General features: G+C 67.6%; 18 protein-coding genes. 8 read left to right on the forward strand and 10 right to left on the reverse strand.

The features are described from left to right. Positions 1-40: 40 nt before the first annotated feature. From bcp to OJI97_RS13930, 3 genes are all read right to left on the reverse strand, one after another. Entirely contained in the window at positions 41-505 is a 465-nt protein-coding gene (gene bcp, locus OJI97_RS13920; RefSeq protein WP_297664405.1) for a thioredoxin-dependent thiol peroxidase, read from the reverse strand. After that, positions 502-3,210, reverse strand: a complete 2,709-nt coding sequence (locus OJI97_RS13925) for a bifunctional [glutamine synthetase] adenylyltransferase/[glutamine synthetase]-adenylyl-L-tyrosine phosphorylase (RefSeq protein WP_297664406.1) — start codon at positions 3,208-3,210, stop codon at positions 502-504. Before OJI97_RS13925 ends, bcp begins: the two co-directional genes overlap by 4 nt. Before the next feature lie 64 nt (positions 3,211-3,274). After that, complete coding sequence (locus tag OJI97_RS13930) at positions 3,275-4,069, reverse strand: response regulator (protein WP_297664408.1); 795 nt, start codon at positions 4,067-4,069, stop codon at positions 3,275-3,277. A gap of 196 nt (positions 4,070-4,265) precedes the next feature. On the opposite strand from OJI97_RS13930, the gene OJI97_RS13935 reads away from it, so the two are divergent. After that, complete coding sequence (locus tag OJI97_RS13935) at positions 4,266-4,439, forward strand: NepR family anti-sigma factor (RefSeq protein ID WP_297664410.1); 174 nt, start codon at positions 4,266-4,268, stop codon at positions 4,437-4,439. 1 nt (position 4,440) lies between these two features. On the opposite strand, the gene tgt is transcribed toward OJI97_RS13935, so the two are convergent. Next, a complete protein-coding gene (gene tgt, locus OJI97_RS13940; RefSeq protein WP_297664412.1) occupies positions 4,441-5,565 on the reverse strand; it encodes a tRNA guanosine(34) transglycosylase Tgt in 1,125 nt (374 codons plus the stop codon). Between the two features lie 58 nt (positions 5,566-5,623). Then, positions 5,624-7,819 carry an EAL domain-containing protein gene (locus tag OJI97_RS13945; protein ID WP_297664414.1) on the reverse strand — a complete coding sequence of 732 codons (2,196 nt, stop codon included), beginning with the start codon at positions 7,817-7,819 and terminating at the stop codon, positions 5,624-5,626. A gap of 142 nt (positions 7,820-7,961) precedes the next feature. Between OJI97_RS13945 and OJI97_RS13950 the strand changes: the two genes are divergently transcribed. The 4 genes from OJI97_RS13950 to OJI97_RS13965 all read left to right on the forward strand — a co-directional run bounded on the left by OJI97_RS13950 (position 7,962) and on the right by OJI97_RS13965 (position 10,040). Further along, positions 7,962-8,645, forward strand: coding sequence for an RluA family pseudouridine synthase (locus OJI97_RS13950; RefSeq protein WP_297664416.1), 684 nt, complete (start codon positions 7,962-7,964; stop codon positions 8,643-8,645). Further along, positions 8,638-9,036 carry an alternative ribosome rescue aminoacyl-tRNA hydrolase ArfB gene (gene arfB / locus OJI97_RS13955; protein ID WP_297664418.1) on the forward strand — a complete coding sequence of 133 codons (399 nt, stop codon included), beginning with the start codon at positions 8,638-8,640 and terminating at the stop codon, positions 9,034-9,036. Before OJI97_RS13950 ends, arfB begins: the two co-directional genes overlap by 8 nt. Positions 9,037-9,052: 16 nt before the next feature. Then, on the forward strand, positions 9,053-9,643 hold the full coding sequence (locus tag OJI97_RS13960) for an SOS response-associated peptidase family protein (protein WP_297664419.1): 591 nt from the start codon (positions 9,053-9,055) through the stop codon (positions 9,641-9,643). A gap of 67 nt (positions 9,644-9,710) precedes the next feature. Then, complete coding sequence (locus tag OJI97_RS13965; protein ID WP_297664421.1) at positions 9,711-10,040, forward strand: PilZ domain-containing protein; 330 nt, start codon at positions 9,711-9,713, stop codon at positions 10,038-10,040. A 96-nt stretch (positions 10,041-10,136) separates the two neighbouring features. Here OJI97_RS13965 and OJI97_RS13970 read toward each other — a convergent pair whose 3' ends face one another. Beyond that, complete coding sequence (locus OJI97_RS13970; RefSeq protein ID WP_297664423.1) at positions 10,137-10,562, reverse strand: EVE domain-containing protein; 426 nt, start codon at positions 10,560-10,562, stop codon at positions 10,137-10,139. A 134-nt stretch (positions 10,563-10,696) separates the two neighbouring features. Between OJI97_RS13970 and OJI97_RS13975 the strand changes: the two genes are divergently transcribed. Together OJI97_RS13975 and OJI97_RS13980 are read left to right on the forward strand one after the other, a co-directional pair. Next, positions 10,697-11,626, forward strand: a complete 930-nt coding sequence (locus OJI97_RS13975) for a 2-oxoglutarate and iron-dependent oxygenase domain-containing protein (RefSeq protein ID WP_297664425.1) — start codon at positions 10,697-10,699, stop codon at positions 11,624-11,626. Next, positions 11,623-12,699: an alpha/beta fold hydrolase gene (locus OJI97_RS13980; protein ID WP_297664427.1), complete on the forward strand. Its 1,077-nt coding sequence runs from the start codon at positions 11,623-11,625 to the stop codon at positions 12,697-12,699. Before OJI97_RS13975 ends, OJI97_RS13980 begins: the two co-directional genes overlap by 4 nt. A gap of 9 nt (positions 12,700-12,708) precedes the next feature. Here the strand turns inward: OJI97_RS13980 and OJI97_RS13985 are convergent, their stop codons facing one another. Genes OJI97_RS13985 through OJI97_RS13995 form a run of 3 tightly spaced genes read right to left on the reverse strand, consistent with a single transcriptional unit; the run spans position 12,709 to position 14,533 of the window. After that, the gene (locus OJI97_RS13985) at positions 12,709-13,113 is read right to left on the reverse strand and encodes a ribose-phosphate pyrophosphokinase (RefSeq protein WP_297664429.1); all 405 of its coding nucleotides are present in this window, start codon (positions 13,111-13,113) and stop codon (positions 12,709-12,711) included. Continuing rightward, complete coding sequence (locus tag OJI97_RS13990) at positions 13,089-13,907, reverse strand: DUF1295 domain-containing protein (protein WP_297664431.1); 819 nt, start codon at positions 13,905-13,907, stop codon at positions 13,089-13,091. The genes OJI97_RS13985 and OJI97_RS13990 overlap by 25 nt, the downstream gene beginning before the upstream one ends. Further along, a complete protein-coding gene (locus OJI97_RS13995) occupies positions 13,904-14,533 on the reverse strand; it encodes a lysophospholipid acyltransferase family protein (protein WP_297664433.1) in 630 nt (209 codons plus the stop codon). Before OJI97_RS13995 ends, OJI97_RS13990 begins: the two co-directional genes overlap by 4 nt. 113 nt (positions 14,534-14,646) lie before the next feature. Between OJI97_RS13995 and OJI97_RS14000 the strand changes: the two genes are divergently transcribed. Then, positions 14,647-16,056 carry a M20/M25/M40 family metallo-hydrolase gene (locus OJI97_RS14000; RefSeq protein ID WP_297664435.1) on the forward strand — a complete coding sequence of 470 codons (1,410 nt, stop codon included), beginning with the start codon at positions 14,647-14,649 and terminating at the stop codon, positions 16,054-16,056. Here the strand turns inward: OJI97_RS14000 and OJI97_RS14005 are convergent. Beyond that, complete coding sequence (locus tag OJI97_RS14005; protein WP_297664436.1) at positions 16,053-16,871, reverse strand: ferredoxin--NADP reductase; 819 nt, start codon at positions 16,869-16,871, stop codon at positions 16,053-16,055. The genes OJI97_RS14000 and OJI97_RS14005 overlap by 4 nt on opposite strands. Positions 16,872-17,137 lie beyond the last annotated feature (266 nt).

The following is a 17,137-nucleotide window of genomic DNA, read 5'->3' on the forward strand; positions in this document are numbered from 1 at the left end:
CTAGCGGGACCCCGGATCAAGTCCGGGGTGACGAAGAATCCTATAGCGCCTTCGCGGCCTCCAGCACGGCCTCCGCATGGCCCTTCACGCGGACCTTGCGCCACAGCTTCGCCAGCTTGCCGTCGGCGCCGAACAGGAAGGTCGAGCGTTCGATGCCCATATAGGTGCGGCCGTAATTCTGCTTCTCGACCCAGGTGCCGAAGGCTTCGCACACTTTGCCATCCTCGTCGGAGGCAAGCCGCACGGTCAGCCCATATTTGTCGCGGAACTTGCAGAGCTTCGCGGGGGCATCGCGCGACACCGCCAGCACCTGCGCGTTCAGATGCGCGAACTCGGGTGCGAGGCGCGTGAAGTCCTGCGCCTCGGTGGTGCAGCCCGGCGTGTCGGCCTTGGGATAGAAATAGACGACCAGCGGAGCGCCCTTCATCGCCGCGAGGTCGATCGTCGCCCCGTCGGCGTCGAGAAGCGTTACCGCCGGAATGGTATCACCGATTGCGAGGCTCATGATTGTGTCTCCTGCTGCGGCGGGCGAATCGAGGCCCACCAGTTGGCGATCTCGTGCCGTGCCGCGTCGTGCGCGGCAAGCAATTGCGGCCAGCCGGGCTCGCCGCACGCGCTCGCGACAAGCTGACGCGCGGCGGGCGTCGCGGGTTCCCCGTCGGGCGCGGTCAGACGCAGCATGACGAGCATCCGGCCGAGCAGCGCGTGCGCGTCGCAAACCTCGGCGGGCGCCAGACCATCGACGCGCATACAGGCGAGCGCCGAGCCGATATTGGGATCATGACAGCGGCCGGTCGCAAGCTGCGTCACCTGCATCGCGAATTCGAGGTCGACGAGCCCGCCGGGGCCGCCCTTGATGTCCAGCGGGCCCTTCGGCGGCTTGTGGGCGGCGATCTTGTCGCGCATCCCGGCGGCGTCCTTCGCGACCGCATCGCGGTCGCGTGGGCTCGCGAGCAGATCGTCGATGATGCGGTGAAGCTCCGCCTTCGCGCCGTCCGAGCCATAGACCGGCCGCGCGCGGAGCAGCGCCATATGCTCCCACGTCCACGCCTCCTCGCGCTGGTAGCGCTCGAAGCTGTCGAGCGTGACGACGAGCGGACCTTGCGCGCCCTGCGGCCGCAGCCGGGTATCGACGTCGTAGAGCTTGCCCGCCGCGGTCGGCACCGACATCGCCACGGTCACGCGCTGCGCGAGACGGTTGTAATAGGTCGTCGCGCCGAGCGGACGCGGCCCGTCCGATTCGGCGAGATGATCGCCGGTGAAAAGATAGATGAGGTCGAGGTCCGAAGCGTGCGTCAGCGCCCGGCCCCCGAGCCGGCCGAGCGCCAGGACGACCAGTTCGCTGCCCGGGACGCGGCCGTGCGCCTGGACGAACTCCGCCACCGTCGCATCGGCGAGAACCTGCAGCGCCGCCTCGGCCAGTTCGGAATAGCCGCAGGCGACCGTCATTGGATCGCTCGCCCCGGCAACGAGCTGCACGCCATAAGCGAAGCGCCGTTCGCCGACGCGGTCGCGGACGCGGTCGAGCAGACGTTCATAGTCGAGCCCCGCCAATCCCGGCGCCCATTCGGACATCAATTCGGTCTTGGTCGCGGGCGCCTCGAACGCGCGCTTGTCGATCAGCCCTTCGATGAGTTCGACCCGCGCGCCGAGCGCATCGGCCAGGGTGGGGGCGAGCGAGAGGACGCGCGTCGCGATCTTCGCCAGATCGGGCTGTGCGGCGAGCAGATGAAAGAAGCCCACCGCGCTCGGCAGCCCGCCGACGAGCTTGTCGAAGCGCAGCAATGTCGCCTGCGGATCGGGCGCCGCGCCGATCGCCTTCACCAGTTCGGGAAGCACCGCCTCCAGCGCTTCGAGCGCCGCCGGGCTGCGCAGCGCGCGCAGCTTGCCGCCGCGCCAGTCGGCAATGGTGCGTAAGCCCGCGTCGGGCGGATCGAACCCCGCCGCGATCAGCGCGCCCGCCAGCTCGCCTTCGTCGCGCGGCAATCCGCCGGTCGCGGCGCGCTCGACCACCAGACTGTCGTAGCAGGCGCCGACGTCGGTCACGACGGGCAGCAGCGCCGCGAGCAGACCGGCGCCATCCGCCTCGCCGTCGAGTCGCGCCACGGCGTCGAGCGCGTCGGCCTGCGCGGGCAGCGAATGGGTCTGCTGGTCCTCGATCATCTGCAAGCGATGCTCGATGCGACGCAGCGTCGCATAATGGCCGGTCAGCCGTTCGGCGACCGCCGCGTCGATCCGCCCCGCCTTCGCCAGCGCGGCGAGCGCGTCGACGGTCGCGGGAACGCGCAGCGACGGGTCGCGCCCGCCGTAGATGAGCTGATGGACCTGCGCGAAGAATTCGATCTCGCGGATGCCGCCGCGCCCGCGCTTGAGGTCGTAGCCCGGACCGAATGCCTGTCCCTGCGAGAAATGATCGCGGATACGGTCGCTCATCGCGCCGATTTCCTTGAGTTGCCGGAAATCGAGGCTGCGGCGCCAGATAAAGGGCTGGATCGCGGCGAGGAAATCCTCACCGAGCGCACGGTCGCCCGCCGAAGCGCGGCTGCGGATGAACGCCGCCTGCTCCCACGCCAGCGCCTCGGACTCATAATAGGAGATGGCGGCGCTTTCGGGCAGCACGATCGGCGTCACCTCGGGATGCGGCCGCAACCGCAGATCGACGCGCAGGACATGGCCGTCGGCGGTGCGTGCCGATAATATCTCGACCATCCGCCGTGCGATCCGCACCGCCGCTTCGTCGGGGTCGTCGCGCGACCGGCGCGGCAGCGTTTCGGGGTCGAAGATCAGGATCGGATCGATATCCGACGAATAATTGAGCTCATAGCTGCCGAGCTTGCCGAGCGCGATCACCGCGAGCCCGCGCGCCTCCTCGCCCGGCACGCGTTCGGCGAAGGCCGCGCGGATCGCCGCGTCGCACGCCTGATCGGCGAAGGCCGAGAGCAGCCGCGTCGTCGCGGCGACATCATGCTCGCCCGACAGGTCGCCGAGCGCGAGCAGCAATGCCGTGCGCCCGCGCCATTGGCGCAGCGTGCGCATGATGTCGTCACCGGCCGGCGGCGGCACGACCTGCGCGAGCGCGGCGTCGGTGCCGTCGGTCAGGAACCGCGATACATCATCGGGATTGAGCTCGGCGAGCCGGGCGAGAAAAGGCGCGTTGGCGGTCAGCCGGTCGAGCGCGGACTGGCGCGCGGATGCGTCGAGGGCGGTCATCGAGTGCCGCTATCGCCTGCTCTCACCCGGCTATCAACCCTCCGCTCGCAATGACGAGCCAATCTTACGCCGGCACGGTGCTTTCGTCGAAGAACAGCACCTGCGAGATCGCCGCGCGCAGCGTCGCGGGCTGATAAGGCTTGGTGAGCAGGAAGGCAGGCTCGGGCCGGTCGCCGGTCAGCAGCCGTTCGGGGAAAGCGGTGATGAAGATCACCGGCACCGTCATCGCGGTCAATATCTCCTGCACCGCCTCGATCCCCGAGCTGTTGTCGGCAAGCTGGATGTCGGCGAGGACGAGGCCCGGCTGATGCGTCCGCGCGTCGGCGACCGCCTCGGCATGGGTGGTCGCGACCGCGACGACATCATGGCCGAGTTCGCGGACGATCATCTCGATATCCATCGCGATGATCGGCTCGTCCTCGATGATCAGGATGCGCGCGCGCGTCTGACGGTCGATCTCCTCCATCGCCTCGGCGATCAGCGCCTCGACCGCGGCGGCGTCGCGGCCGATGATCCGCCCGGTCTCCGCGGCATTGAAGCCTTCGACCGCGGTCAGCAGCAGCGCCTGGCGCGCCAGCGAGGGAATGCGGCGCAGCCGCGCGTCGGCGACCGCGATCTCGGTGGGCACGGTCTCGTCGCCGCTCGCCGCCCGATCGGTCATCAGCCCGAAATTATCGTGAACCATGCGATAGAGCTGAATCCGAAGCTCATTTCCGGCGTCGATCGCGTCCGGATGCGCGACCAGCGTTTCGAGCAGGCGCGCGACGAGCGCATCGCCGCTCTGCTGACTCCCCGAAATCGCGCGGCCATAGCGCCTGAGATAGGGAAGATGCGGCGCGATCGCCTGGCCTAATGACATGGATACCCTCCTGATTCGGCGCAAAAACCCGCCGATTCCGAACCGGGGCGCACGAAAAAATCCGCAGCGCCCGGCATAATTTCACCCCTTGGGAACGATTTAGCCGTAAATTAGTTTCATAGGGAAGCAACAAAGGCGCATTGCGCTTTGGTTACCGCGCGGTTAGCAAAAGGGCCCATGTCGAGCGTCTGGCAATATGATGTCGTCTGAATCCGGTTCGCCGCCCGAAAAGCCGGCCGGAAAGGACGCCGAGAAGAAACTCCCCGGAAAGGTGCAGGAGATTAATATCGCCTTGCGCCGCGCCTACGACTCTGCCGTCGACGAAACCATCCCCCAATCGATGCTCGACCTGCTCAACAAGCTGAACTGAGTTATTTCCGGTAGCGCGCGGCGAAATCCGTCTGGAATGCCGCGAACGTCCCCGCCGCGATGGCATCGCGCATCGCCTGCATCAACGCCTGATAGAAATGCAGATTATGCTGCGTCATCAGCATCGCGCCCAGCATTTCGCCGGCGCGAACGAGATGATGGAGATAGGCGCGCGACCAGGTCGTGCAGACCGGGCAGCCGCACGACGCATCGAGCGGCCCCAGATCCTCGGCATGTCTGGCGTTGCGGATGTTGACCGGCCCATCCCACGTAAAGGCCTGACCGTTCCGGCCCGAGCGCGTCGGCAGCACGCAGTCGAACATGTCGACCCCGCGCGCGACCGCGCCGACCAGATCGTCGGGCTTCCCCACCCCCATCAGATAGCGTGGGCGGTCGGCGGGAAGCTGGCCGGGCGCGAAGTCGAGCACGCCGAACATCGCTTCCTGCCCTTCGCCGACCGCCAATCCGCCGATCGCATAGCCGTCGAAACCGATCTCGGTCAGCGCGTCCGCCGAGCGCGCGCGCAGCTTCTCGTCAAGCGAACCCTGCTGGATACCGAACAGCGCGGCGCGCTCCGCATGGTCGCCGCCCGCGTCGAACCCCGCGCGGCTGCGCGCCGCCCAGCGCATCGAGCGTTCCATGCTCGCTTCGGCGCGCTTCGCATCGACGCCGTTCGGCGGACATTCGTCGAACGCCATGACGATGTCGCTGCCGAGCAGGCGCTGGATTTCCATCGAGCGTTCGGGGGTCAGCATGTGGCGCGAGCCGTCGAGATGGCTCTTGAACGCCACCCCCTCTTCGCTCTGCTTGGTCAGCGCCGACAGGCTCATCACCTGATAGCCGCCGCTGTCGGTCAGGATCGGGCGGTCCCAGCCCATGAAGGCGTGCACCCCGCCGAGCCGCGCCATCCGCTCCGCCCCGGGCCGCAGCATCAGATGATAGGTATTGCCGAGAATGATGTCGGCGCCGGCCCTGCGCACCTCGGCCGGGCGCATGGCCTTCACCGTCGCGGCGGTGCCGACGGGCATGAAGGCGGGGGTGCGAATGTCGCCGCGCCGCATGGTGATGACGCCGGTGCGCGCGGCGCCGTCGGTCGCGGCGACCCGAAAAGCGAATCTGTCGGTCATGGCGCGCGCCTATGGCCGCGCCCGGACCAAAAGTCGAGGATTGCCCCCGCGGGCGCGGTCAGGCCGCCTGCCAGTCGTTGGCCGTGGTGAAAGCGGGCAGCGCCATATTCGCCTGCGCCTGCTGGCTCGCCGCCGCGATCAGATAGGGCGAGACGCGGTGGCGGGTGCAGAGGCCGCCATTGCCGTCGCTGACCAGCGACTGCTCGAACTCGACGCCCTGCTGGTGCTTCATCGAACGGCGCACCGTCGCGGTCGCGAGCTGGCCTTCGCCGAAGTCGATCACGAACTGCGTCCCCTTCGGCACGTCCAATATGCCCTCGATGAAGGCGCCCGTCGCCGACAGGTTGCGGATCACGACATTGTAGCGGTGGTTGCCGTGCACCGCGCCGACCTTGCGGAACATCTGAAAGCGGTCGTTGCGCTGACGCGCCGGACCGGACGGCTTGATGATCCACGATCCCGCCTCGGCATGACCCAGCAGTTCGTCGCTCGATACCGGCTGGCTGTAGATATAGCCCTGCACATGGCTGACCGCGAGCTTGCGGATCAGGTCGAGCTGGTCGTGCGATTCGATGCCTTCGGCGGTGGTTTCCATATCGAGCGCCTCGGCGAGCGCGACGATCGCGGCGATGATCGCGGCGTTGCGCGATCCCTTCTGGGTCGCCCCGCGCACGAAGCTCTGGTCGATCTTGATCTTGTCGAACGGCGCCGATTGCAGATAGCCGAGCGACGAATAGCCGGTGCCGAAATCGTCGAGCGCGAGCCGCACGCCGAGCCCCTTCAGCGCCTTGAACATCCGCGCCGTCTCGTTCGAATCGGCGAGGAACACGCTTTCGGTGATCTCCAGCTCGAGCCGGTCGGGCGGCAGCCCCGCGGCGGCGAGCGCGCCCGCGACGATCTTGGGCAGGTCGGCATTGGCGAACTGGATCGGCGAGACGTTGACCGCGACGCGCAGCTCGCCGGGCCAGCGCGCGGCCTCTTCGCAGGCCTTGCGCAGCACCCATTCGCCGAGCGGCCAGATGAGATTGGCTTCCTCGGCGATCGGGATGAACACCGAGGGCGAAATCACGCCGCGGTCGGGATGCGTCCAGCGGACCAGCGCCTCGACCCCGGTCACCATGTTCGACTGCGCGTTGACGACGGGCTGGTAGCGCAATTCCATCTCGCCGCGCGCGAGCGCGTCGCGCAGATCCTCCTCGAGCTTGCGGCGATCCTCGGCCGCCTGGTGCAGGTCGCTCGAATAGAAAGCGAAGCGGCCGCGGCCGTTGCCCTTCGCGGCATAGAGCGCGAGGTCGGCGTTGCGGACCAGGTCGTCGCTGGTCAGCCCGTCGAACGGCGCGATCGCGACCCCGACCGAGGCGCCGATGATGCAGCGGCTGCCCTCGACCGAATAGGGTTGCGACAGGCTGGCGATGATGTCGGCGGCCATGTCGCCCAGCTTGCCGCGATCCTCGACGTCGGGCAGGATGATCTGAAATTCGTCGCCGCCGAGGCGGCTGACCATCTCCTTGTCGCCGACGATCTTGAGCAGCCGCTGCGCGACCTGCTTGAGCAGCGCGTCGCCCGCCGGGTGGCCCAGCGTATCGTTGACCTGCTTGAAGCGGTCGAGGTCGAGCAGCATGATCGCGCAGCTCCGCTGCTGCTGCGCGAAGGCGGCGAGCGTCGTGTCGAGCTTCTTCGAGATATGGAACCGATTCGCGAGCCCCGTCAGCGAATCATAAAGCGCGAGACGCGAGGCGTCCTCGGCCGAACGGCGCTGCGCGGTGATGTCGGCGCCGCTGCCGCGATAGCCGGTGAAGCGGCCGCCGCCGTCGAAATGCGGGGACCCCGACACCGCCCACCAGCGATCATCGCCCTCGAAGGCGCTGCGCAGCGGCAGTTCGTCGAATTTGGACTGGCGGGTCATCAGGAACGGCAAGGTGCGCTGGCGCTCGCCCTGGCTGTCGACGGGAAGGAAAAGGTCGGTAAAGCTGGTGCCGAGCAGCGCGCCGCCCGTCCGCCCCATCAGCCGCGCGACCGCGTCGGTGATATAGGTCAGCCGCCCGTTCGCGTCGGTCGACCAGAACCAGCCGCGGTTGCTTTCCTCGTAATTGCGAACGAGCAGCAACGCTTCGCGGGTGTCGAGATGCGCGACGGGGTCGTCCGCGTCGCCGCGCGACCGCGCCTTGCGGGCGCCGATCTTACCGAAAAATCCGCGCGCGCCGTCGTTCGCCGCGCTTTCATCCCGCTCACTCTTGCCGATGCCCGCTGCCACGAAGCCTTGCCCACCCCTTAAGTCCGGGGTCCGCAATGCCCGCAATGCCTTGCCATAATGTAAATATCGGGGCTCCCGGCGCTCGCTCCTGTCCCATATAGGGAAAGTTGGCGTCGCGCCCCGCTTCGCCTATAGGCGCGCCATGCTGCTTTCCGACCGCATTCTCTTCCTCGACGGCGAGGCACTCGTCATCGACAAGCCCGAAGGCCTGCCGGTCGATCCGCCGCGCGACGGCAGCCTCAGCCTCGAAAATCATCTGGACAGCCTGCGCTTCGGCTTCAAGCGCTGGCCGCTCGCGGTCCACCGGCTCGACCGCGACACCTCCGGCTGCCTGCTGCTCGCGCGCAATCCCAAGGCGCACGGGCGCTTCACCCGCGCCTTCGAGGGGCGCGAGGTCGAGAAGCAGTATCTCGCGATCCTGGCCGGCGTGCCGGCGGACGATCGCGGCACCATCGACCTGCCGCTCGGCAAGACGTCGACCGCCGAGGCGGGCTGGCGGATGGTCGTCGACCCGAAGGGCAAACCGTCGGTATCGCATTGGGAGACGCTGGCGGTCGCGAACGGCCGCGCCCTGCTCCGCTTCCGTCCCGAGACCGGACGCACGCATCAGCTTCGCGTCCACGCGCTCGAAGGGCTCGGCTTTCCGATCGTCGGCGATCCCGTTTACGGCACCGGCGGGCGGAGGGACCGCACGATGCTCCATGCCGAACGGCTCGTCGTCAAACGTGACGTCAAGCCGTCGATCATTGCGGAGGCCCCCTTCCCCGACCGCTTCGCGGCGCTGGGGTTCGAACCACCGGAAGGCGCGGCACCGACCCGTGGCTGACATCCCCGAAAGCGCGATCACGGAAAAATTTCTCGCGGGCACGGGGCCGGGCGGTCAGAATGTCAACAAGGTCGCGACCGCGTGCCAGCTTCGCGTCGACGTCTATGCGCTCGGCCTGCCCCCCGACGCCTATCGGCGATTGAAGACGCTCGCGGGCAGCCGGATGACGACCGAGGGCGAGCTCGTCATCCTCGCACGCCGCTTCCGCACGCAGGAAGCGAACCGCGCCGACGCGCGGCAACGGCTGAACGACCTGATCGATGCGGCCCTCGTCCGCCCCGAAAAGCGGATCAAGACCAAGCCGAGCAAGGCGGCAAAGGCGCGGCGCGTCGACAGCAAGAAAGCCCGCGCCACGGTCAAGGCCGGGCGCGGCCGCGTGTCCTTCGACTAGGCTCCGCGGCGAAGCGATGCAGCTCTATCGCCTCGACGCCACGGCAGCGCAGATTTCCGCCGTTTTCGGGGTCGAAACCGGCGACGATCCCTGGACGGGCGACTATGTCGCGCCGGGCCGCCCGGCGCCGGTGATCGTCCCCGACAGCCGCGGCGGCTCGCGCCGCTACCTGCGCCCGCGCCTGTGGGGCGTCCCGCCGCCGCCGCGCGGGACGCGGCCGATCACCAGCGTCCGCAATCTCGCCAGCCCCTTCTGGATCGGCACGCTGCGCCACCCCGAGCTGCGCTGTCTGATCCCGGCGACGAGCTATGCCGAGTGGTCGGGCCCGGACGGCGCGCGCCGCCAGCACTGGTTCTCGCTTCCCGGCCGCCCGATCTTCGCCTTTGCCGGGATCCAGCGCCAGACCGAAGACTGGCCGAGCTTCGCGCTGCTCGTCACCGATCCCAACGGCCTCGCCGAGCGCTACCAGCCGAACGCCATGCCGCTGATCCTTGCGCCCGAGGACCAGGAGCGCTGGCTGACCGCCGACTGGCGCGAGGCGATCGGGCTCGTCGCGCCCTATCCCGGCCATTTGATGGCGGTCGGGGACGCGCCGCCGCGCCCCTGAAATTCACCATGCTTCTTCACTTTGGGATAACCAATGGGGCGCTAGTTTCGACCCGAAGCGCATAAGGGTGGGACGCAGGACCGTGCAGACGACGACCAACGGCAACAAGGCTTCGCAGGCGCGCCGCGCCGAGCGCGCGCCCGTGTGCGGCCGCGCGCGCTTTCGCGAGCCCGGCTTCAACCCGTTCGACGTCGAGCTGTTCGACCTCTCCTCGACCGGCTTTCGCATGGTCACCTTCGCGCGGCCGCAGATCGGCAAGCATATCTGGGTGAACCTGCCCGGCCTGCAACAGCTCGAAGCGGTGGTCCGCCGCGCCGACGGCAATAATTTCGGCTGCGAGTTCGTCCACCCGCTGCATCCGTCGGTGGCGAAGCATCTGCAGGTGAAGCTGCGGTAACCCCCTAAACCTCGTCATTGCGAGCGCAGCGAAGCAATCCAGAGCGGTTTGCGCCTACTCTGGATTGCTTCGCTCCGCTCGCAATGACGATGGGCATCAACCCTCCGCCTTCTCCGACATCTTCAGGATATGCTTCCACTCAGCAGGCTTGACCCGCCCGACCGACAGGCGCGACAGGCGGATCAGGTCCATGTCGGCGAGTTTCGGATCGGCTTTGATCGCCGCCAACGTCACCGGATGTTTCAGCACGCGCACCGGCGCGACGCGCACCACCACCCACGGCGAGCCTTCTTCCGCGGTCGGGTCGGGAAAGGCCTCTTCGGTGACCGTCATGATCCCGACGCATTCCTTGCCGATATTGCTGTGATAGAAGAGCGCTTCGTCGCCGGCCTTCATCGCCTTCATGTTGAGCTTGGCGCTGTGGTTGCGCACCCCGTCCCAGATGCCGGTGCCGTCCTTGACGAGCTGGTCCCACGCATAAGCGTCAGGTTCGGATTTCATCAGCCAATATTGCTTTGCCATGGCGGCGGGTCTAGCCGAGCCCCGCGCGCGGCGAAACCGCCTTTTTCCCTTTAACCCGCGCGCCGCAGCGCCTAAATCGCGAGTCATCCAGCGCCCGCCGGGCGCCGCCCCCGAATCGAATGGACTTCCCACGCATGACCGCTGCCGTTCCCGTCATTTCCATGTCGCTCCCCGCCGAGCAGTTCGCGCACGACTTCGGCGCGTCGTTCGAGCGTTTCGGCTTCGCGATGATCACCGATCATGGCATCGATCCCGCGCTGATCGACGATGCCTGGACGAAGGCGAAGGCCTTCTTCGCGCTGCCCGAGGAGGCGAAGCGCGCCTATCATATCCCCGGCGGCGGCGGCGCGCGCGGCTACACCCCGTTCGGGACCGAGATCGCCAAGGGCGCGAAGGAGGTCGACCTCAAGGAATTCTGGCACGTCGGCCGCGACCTGCCCGCAGGCCACCGGCTCGCCGCGCAGCAGCCGAACAATGTCTGGCCCGCCGAGGTCGATGGCTTCCGCGCCGTCTATGACAAGCTCTTCGCCGAGTTCGACCGCGTCGGCGGCCGGCTGCTGTCGGGGATCGCGCGCTATCTCGGCCTCGCCCCCGATTTCTTCGACGACACGGTTGCCGACGGCAACAGCGTGATGCGCCTCCTCCACTATCCGCCGGTCGCGGGCCCCGCGAAGGGCATTCGCGCCGAGGCGCATGAGGACATCAACACGATCACGCTCCTCCTGGGCGCCGAGGAAGCGGGGCTCGAGATTCTCGACAAGGACGGGTCGTGGCTTCCGGTCAGTCCGCCGCCGGGCGCGATGGCGGTCAATGTCGGCGACATGCTCCAGCGGCTGACCAACAACCGCCTCCCCTCGACCACCCACCGCGTCCGCAACCCCGACGCGGGCCGCGCCAGCGTCGCGCGCTATTCGATGCCCTTCTTCCTGCATTTCCGCTCGGACTATCCGATTCGGACGCTGGAAAGCTGCATCGATGCGTCGCACCCGAACCTCTACCCGGCGCCGATCACCGCCGACGATTATCTGCAGGAGCGGCTGCGCGAGATCGGGCTGAAGACATGATGCGTCAGGCCGCCGGTGCGTTCGCGCTCGCGGCGAGCCTCGGCGCTTCGCTGGCCCCCGCCCTGGCGGCACCGGAGCCGCCCGGCCTGCCTTGGAGCGCGCCCGCGACGACCAGGGTCGTGACCGAGGATCGCCGGTTTGTCAGCGGCGATGCGGAGCTTGCGGGAACCCTCTATCTCCCCGTCAGCGGCAAGCCCGTGGCGGCGATCGTCGTGACGCACAGCGCCTCGTCGCCGCTGCGGTCCGCCTCCCTCTACGATCATCTCAAAACGATCCTGCCCGCGCTGGGCATTGCCGTCTTCACCTATGACCGGCGCGGATCGGGCCAGTCGGGCAAACAGGATGCCGGGGGCGACTTTACGATCCTGGCCGACGACACGGTCGCGGCCGTAAGGCATCTGAAAACCGATCCGCGCATCGATCCGCGGCGTATCGGGACGTGGGGGCTGAGCCAGGGCGGCTGGATTTCGCCGCTCGCCGCGTCGCGAAGCCCCGATATCGCCTTTGTCGTCGCCGTGTCGGCGCCGGTCGTGACCGCCGACGTGCAGATGATCTTCTCTTCGACGAATCATTTGAAAGCCAACGGTTATTCGCAGGCCGACATCGACCAGATGGTCGCGGCGCGAAAGGCCGTCGACGATTATATGCGCGGCACCGTGAGCCGGACCGAGGCGCAGACGAAGCTCGACGGGATCAAGACCAAGCCGTGGTTCAAATATCTCTACATGGGCGAAACCTTCCGCGATCGCGACGTGTCGGGTTGGCGCAAGGAGATCGAAAATGATCCGTTGGTGAATCTGAAGGCGGTCACCGTGCCGACCCTCATCCTCTATGGCGCCGACGATGCGGTCGTGCCGGTCGCCGACTCGATGAAGCGCCTGAAAGCCATCGCGCCGCAAATGCCGCGGATGGAGGTGCATGTGATCGCCGGTGCCGATCACGCGATGCAAATGTCGGAAGACCTCAAGACGTCGCTCGATCCGAAGTACGACGGCACCGAGCGACCCGATTCGCCGGAATATTTTGCGCTGCTGTCGAGCTGGCTCGCTGCCCGGGGGTTTATCGGGAACTGACGCCTTCCCCTATCGCCCCTCCCAATAATCGAACACCGCCCGTTGCTGCTCGCGGATGAAGCGCGCCGCCGCGGCGCCCTCCCACGGGCCGTCGTAGCCGAGGAGCAGCGCGGTGCCGCCGACCCACCAGCCCTGCCCCGGCAGGCGGTCGCTCTCACGCACCACCAGCACCGCGAGGTCGGGTTCGCCATCGAGCGCGCAGAGGCGGTCGACCTCGGCCAGCGTCCGGCACACCGCGCGCATCTTGGGCCGGGTGAAGCGGAAGCCGAGGTCGCCGAGCAGTTCGGAATAGCTGACGCTCCGCCCCTCGCGCGCCGCCGCGGTCAGGATCGAACGGATGCGCGGCGCGTCGCCGAGCGCCGAGACGTCGGCGGCGTTTTCGGGCGCGCCTAGCCCCTGGTCTTTGGCGGCCATGGCACGAATCCCGAGGTGCGCCGGACATAGTCGGCATAGGCAGGGCGCGTCTTGTGCAGCCCCTTTTCGAGCAGAGCCTTGCCCGACCAGCGCGTGAGCGTGAAGGTGAGGAAGACGGGTCCCGCGACGCTCGCGAGCGCGACCCACGGGCCAAGGTCGGCGGCGATCAGCCACAGCCCCCACCAGGTCAGCGTATCGCCGAAATAATTGGGATGCCGCGTATAGCGCCAGAGGCCAGTGTCGAGCACCTTGCCCTTGTTCGCCGGATCGGCGCGAAACCGGGCAAGCTGCGCGTCGCCGATGCTCTCGAAGGCGATCCCGCCCAGCGCCGCCACGGCGCCGATCCAGCCGATGAGGCCGATGGCGGACGCCGTGTTCGCCGCACTAGCCCAAATGCCGACCTGCACGGGAAGGCAGGTGAGGAAGAGCAGCGGCGCCTGCATCAGGAACACCATCACCAGCGCCGAACGCGGCCAACTCCAGCCGCGCTGCTTCATCACGCCGCCGAGGATCTTCTGATAGCGCGGATCCTCGCCCTCAGCACGCCAGCGACGGAACAGATGGATCGCGAGGCGCAATCCCCACAGGCTCGTCAGCCCGAACAATAGCTGGCCGTGCGGACCTGCGAGTCCGGCTTGCCAAGCGCTGCCCCAGGCCAGCAGCACCATGCCGAACGCCCAGAAGGCATCGATGAACGACACGTCGCGGATGCGGACGGCGAACCTCCACAGGATCAGCACCACCGCGATCAACGCCGCGAAATTCACCCCCAGCATCGCCAGCGCATCGCTCATCCGCGCGCTCCTTCCTCCTCCGTCCCCACGATGTCGTCGATCGAGCGGACCGCGCGTTCGGGGAATTTGGGAATACAGCTTTTATAGACGTCGAACACCCGCGTCATGTCGGCGCGAAAATCGCCCGTCGGCCAGATCAGCGGCCCGAGCCCGCCGGTCTTGGTCCCATAATCCATCAGCCCGACGACCATCGGCACCTTCGCCGCCAGCGCGATCTGGTAGAAGCCGGTGCGCCATTTCCGCGCCTTGCCGCGCGTTCCCTCGGGGGCGACGGTCAGCATGAATTCGGCGCGGCGCGCGAATTCGTCCACCATCTGCTGCACCGCGTTGCTGGCATTGGCGCGGTCGACCGGCACCCCGCCCATCTGGCGCATGAAGCCGCCGATCGGCCAGCGGAACAACGACAGCTTGCCCATGAAATGCGGCCGTATCCCGAGGTCGGCGGTGAGCCCCAGATAATTGACGAAATCCCAGTTGCTGGTGTGCGGCGCGGCGATGATAATGAAGCGCCGCGGCTCGGGCACCTCGCCCGCCGCTTTCCAGCCGCGCATCCGGTAGAGCAGCAACAGCAGGCGCCGCACGGCGCGCGCCACCAGTCCCGGCGGATCGTCTGCGATGGCGGTCAAAATCGTCTCCCCTCCGCAGCCCTTGCGCGAAAGCCCGCGGGGGCGCAAGCGGCTTGCGGCGGGGCCGGCTTTCTGCTCCTTAGCTTCCTCAGCTTTCAAAGAGGGGAGAGACGATGAGGAAGGCAACCGCGCTGCTGGCGTCCACGCTGCTGATAGCGACGCCGGGTCTGGCTGAGGAGGCACCGCGCGCCGACCAGCTCGCTTTCCGCGACCTCTACAAGGAACTCGTCGAAACCAACACGACGCTCTCCTCGGGAAGCTGCACCCTCGCCGCCGACCGCATGGCGGCGCGGCTCAAGGCCGCGGGTTTCGCCGACGACCAGCTCACGCTGTTCGCTACCCCCGAGCACCCGAAGGAAGGCGGCCTCGTCGCCGTCTATCCCGGCACCTCGAAGCGCGCGAAGCCGATCCTGCTGATCGCGCATATCGACGTCGTCGAGGCGAAGCGCGCGGATTGGGAGCGCGACCCGTTCACGATGGTCGAGGAAAACGGCTATTTCTATGGTCGCGGCACCGCCGACGACAAGGCGCAGGCGGCGGTCTGGATCGACACGCTGATCCGCTTCAAGCAGGAAGGCTATAAGCCCAAACGCACGGTGAAGGTCGCGCTGACCTGCGGCGAGGAGACCAACGGCGCGTTCAACGGCGCCGAATGGCTCGCCGCGAACAAGCGCGACCTGATCGACGCCGAATTCGCCCTCAACGAAGGCGGCGGCGGCGACAGCGATGGAAAGGGCAAGGTGCTCGGCCAGTCGGTGCAGGTCGGCGAAAAGACCTTCGCCAATTTCCGCCTCGAAACCCGCAACCCCGGCGGCCACAGCTCGGCGCCGGTTCCCGCCAACGCGATTTACCAGCTTGCTGCCGCGCTGGGGAAGATCGCGGCTTATGACTTCCCGCTCGAAATGACCGACACGACGCGGCGCTTCTTCGCCGAAGCCGGCGCGGCGCGCGGCGACGAGACCGGCCGCGCGATGGCCGCGCTCGCGAAGAACCCCGCCGACAAGGCGGCGGAGGCGATCGTCAACAAGGATCCCTTCCTGCACAGCAATCTGCGCACGACCTGCGTCGCGACGTTGCTCGACGGCGGCCATGCGGCGAACGCGCTGCCGCAGCGCGCCGGGGCGAACATCAATTGCCGCATCTTTCCGGGGCACAGCATCGAATCGATCCGCGACGAGCTCGCGGCGCTGATCGGCGATCCGGGCGTCACCGTCACCCAGCTCGCGCCCAAGCGCCCCGCCCCGCCCGCGCCGCCGCTCGACCCGAAAGTGATCGGGCCGATGCAGACGCTCGTCGACAAATATTGGCCGGGGTTGAAGGTCGTTCCCGCGATGGCGAACGGCTATACCGACGCGACCTTCCTCGGCGCCGTGGGCATCCCGACCTATGGCATCCCCGGCATGTGGGGCGATCCCGACGGCAACGGCGCCCACGGCCTCAACGAGCGCATGGAGATGCGGTCGGTCTATGTCGGGCGCGACTATATGTACGATCTGGTGAAGGCTTACGCGGGGAAGTCCTAACCCACGAACGCGCGTTCGATGACGAAGTCGCCGGGCGCGGCGTTCGAGCCTTCCTTGAAGCCGAGCGCCGCGAAGCGGGCCTGCAGGTCGCGGATCATCGCCATGCTGCCGCACATCATGATGCGGTCGGTCGCGGGGTCGAACGCGGTGGGGCCGGTCAGCGGATGGCCGAACAGGCGGCCGTTGTCGATCAGCGCATCGATGCGCCCTTCGATACGGAAGGGCTCGCGCGTCACGGTCGGCAGATAATGGAATTGCAGCAGCGCCTGATCCTGCACCAGCGGATCGCCCGCGAGCTGGCTTTCAAGTTCCTCGCGGAACGCAAGGTCGCTGACCTGCCGCACGCAATGGACGATCACGACCTGGCTGAAGCGGTCATAGATGTCGGGATCGCGCGCCAGGCTGAGGAAGGGCGCGAGGCCGGTGCCGGTCGAGAGCAGGAACAGCCGCTTGCCCGGCAGCAGCGCGTCGGCGACAAGCGTCCCGGTCGGCTTGCGGCCGAGGTAGATGGGGTCGCCCGGCGCGATCTTCTGCAGGCGCGAGGTCAGCGGGCCGTCGGCCACCTTGATCGACAGAAATTCGATCTCGTCCGACCAGGCGGGGCTCGCGATCGAATAGGCGCGCAGCAGCGGCCGCCCCTCGCCGCCGGGCAGCCCGATCATCACGAATTCGCCCGAACGGAAACGAAAGCTGGGCGGGCGGCTGATCGAAAAGCTGAACAGATGATCGTTCCAGTGGCGCACCCGCAGCACCTCCTCGACGGTCAGCGAGGCGGAGGGGGCCAGTTTGGCGGCTGCGGCAATACGATCACTCATCGCTTTGGACTTTCCTGATGCTTCATGGCGCCGGCGCCGGGGGCAAACCATCGTGACATGGGCCAGCCCCTCGATCGCCGGCCAGCAGGGCCGGCGCAGCGTCGACGATCGCGACATCTCCCGGCATCGCGTCAGAGTCCAAGCAGAATTGCTTGATGCGCTGAAACCCGAAGGCAGGGCGTGTGATCGGAATTGCGATGGGAGGGCAATTCGGCCCTCCCGGCTGACGACTGCTTTCGGCCGAAGGCAGACGCCGGATGGCCGTT

Source organism: Sphingopyxis sp., from assembly GCF_025869345.1.
In the GTDB taxonomy this organism is placed as follows: domain Bacteria; phylum Pseudomonadota; class Alphaproteobacteria; order Sphingomonadales; family Sphingomonadaceae; genus Sphingopyxis.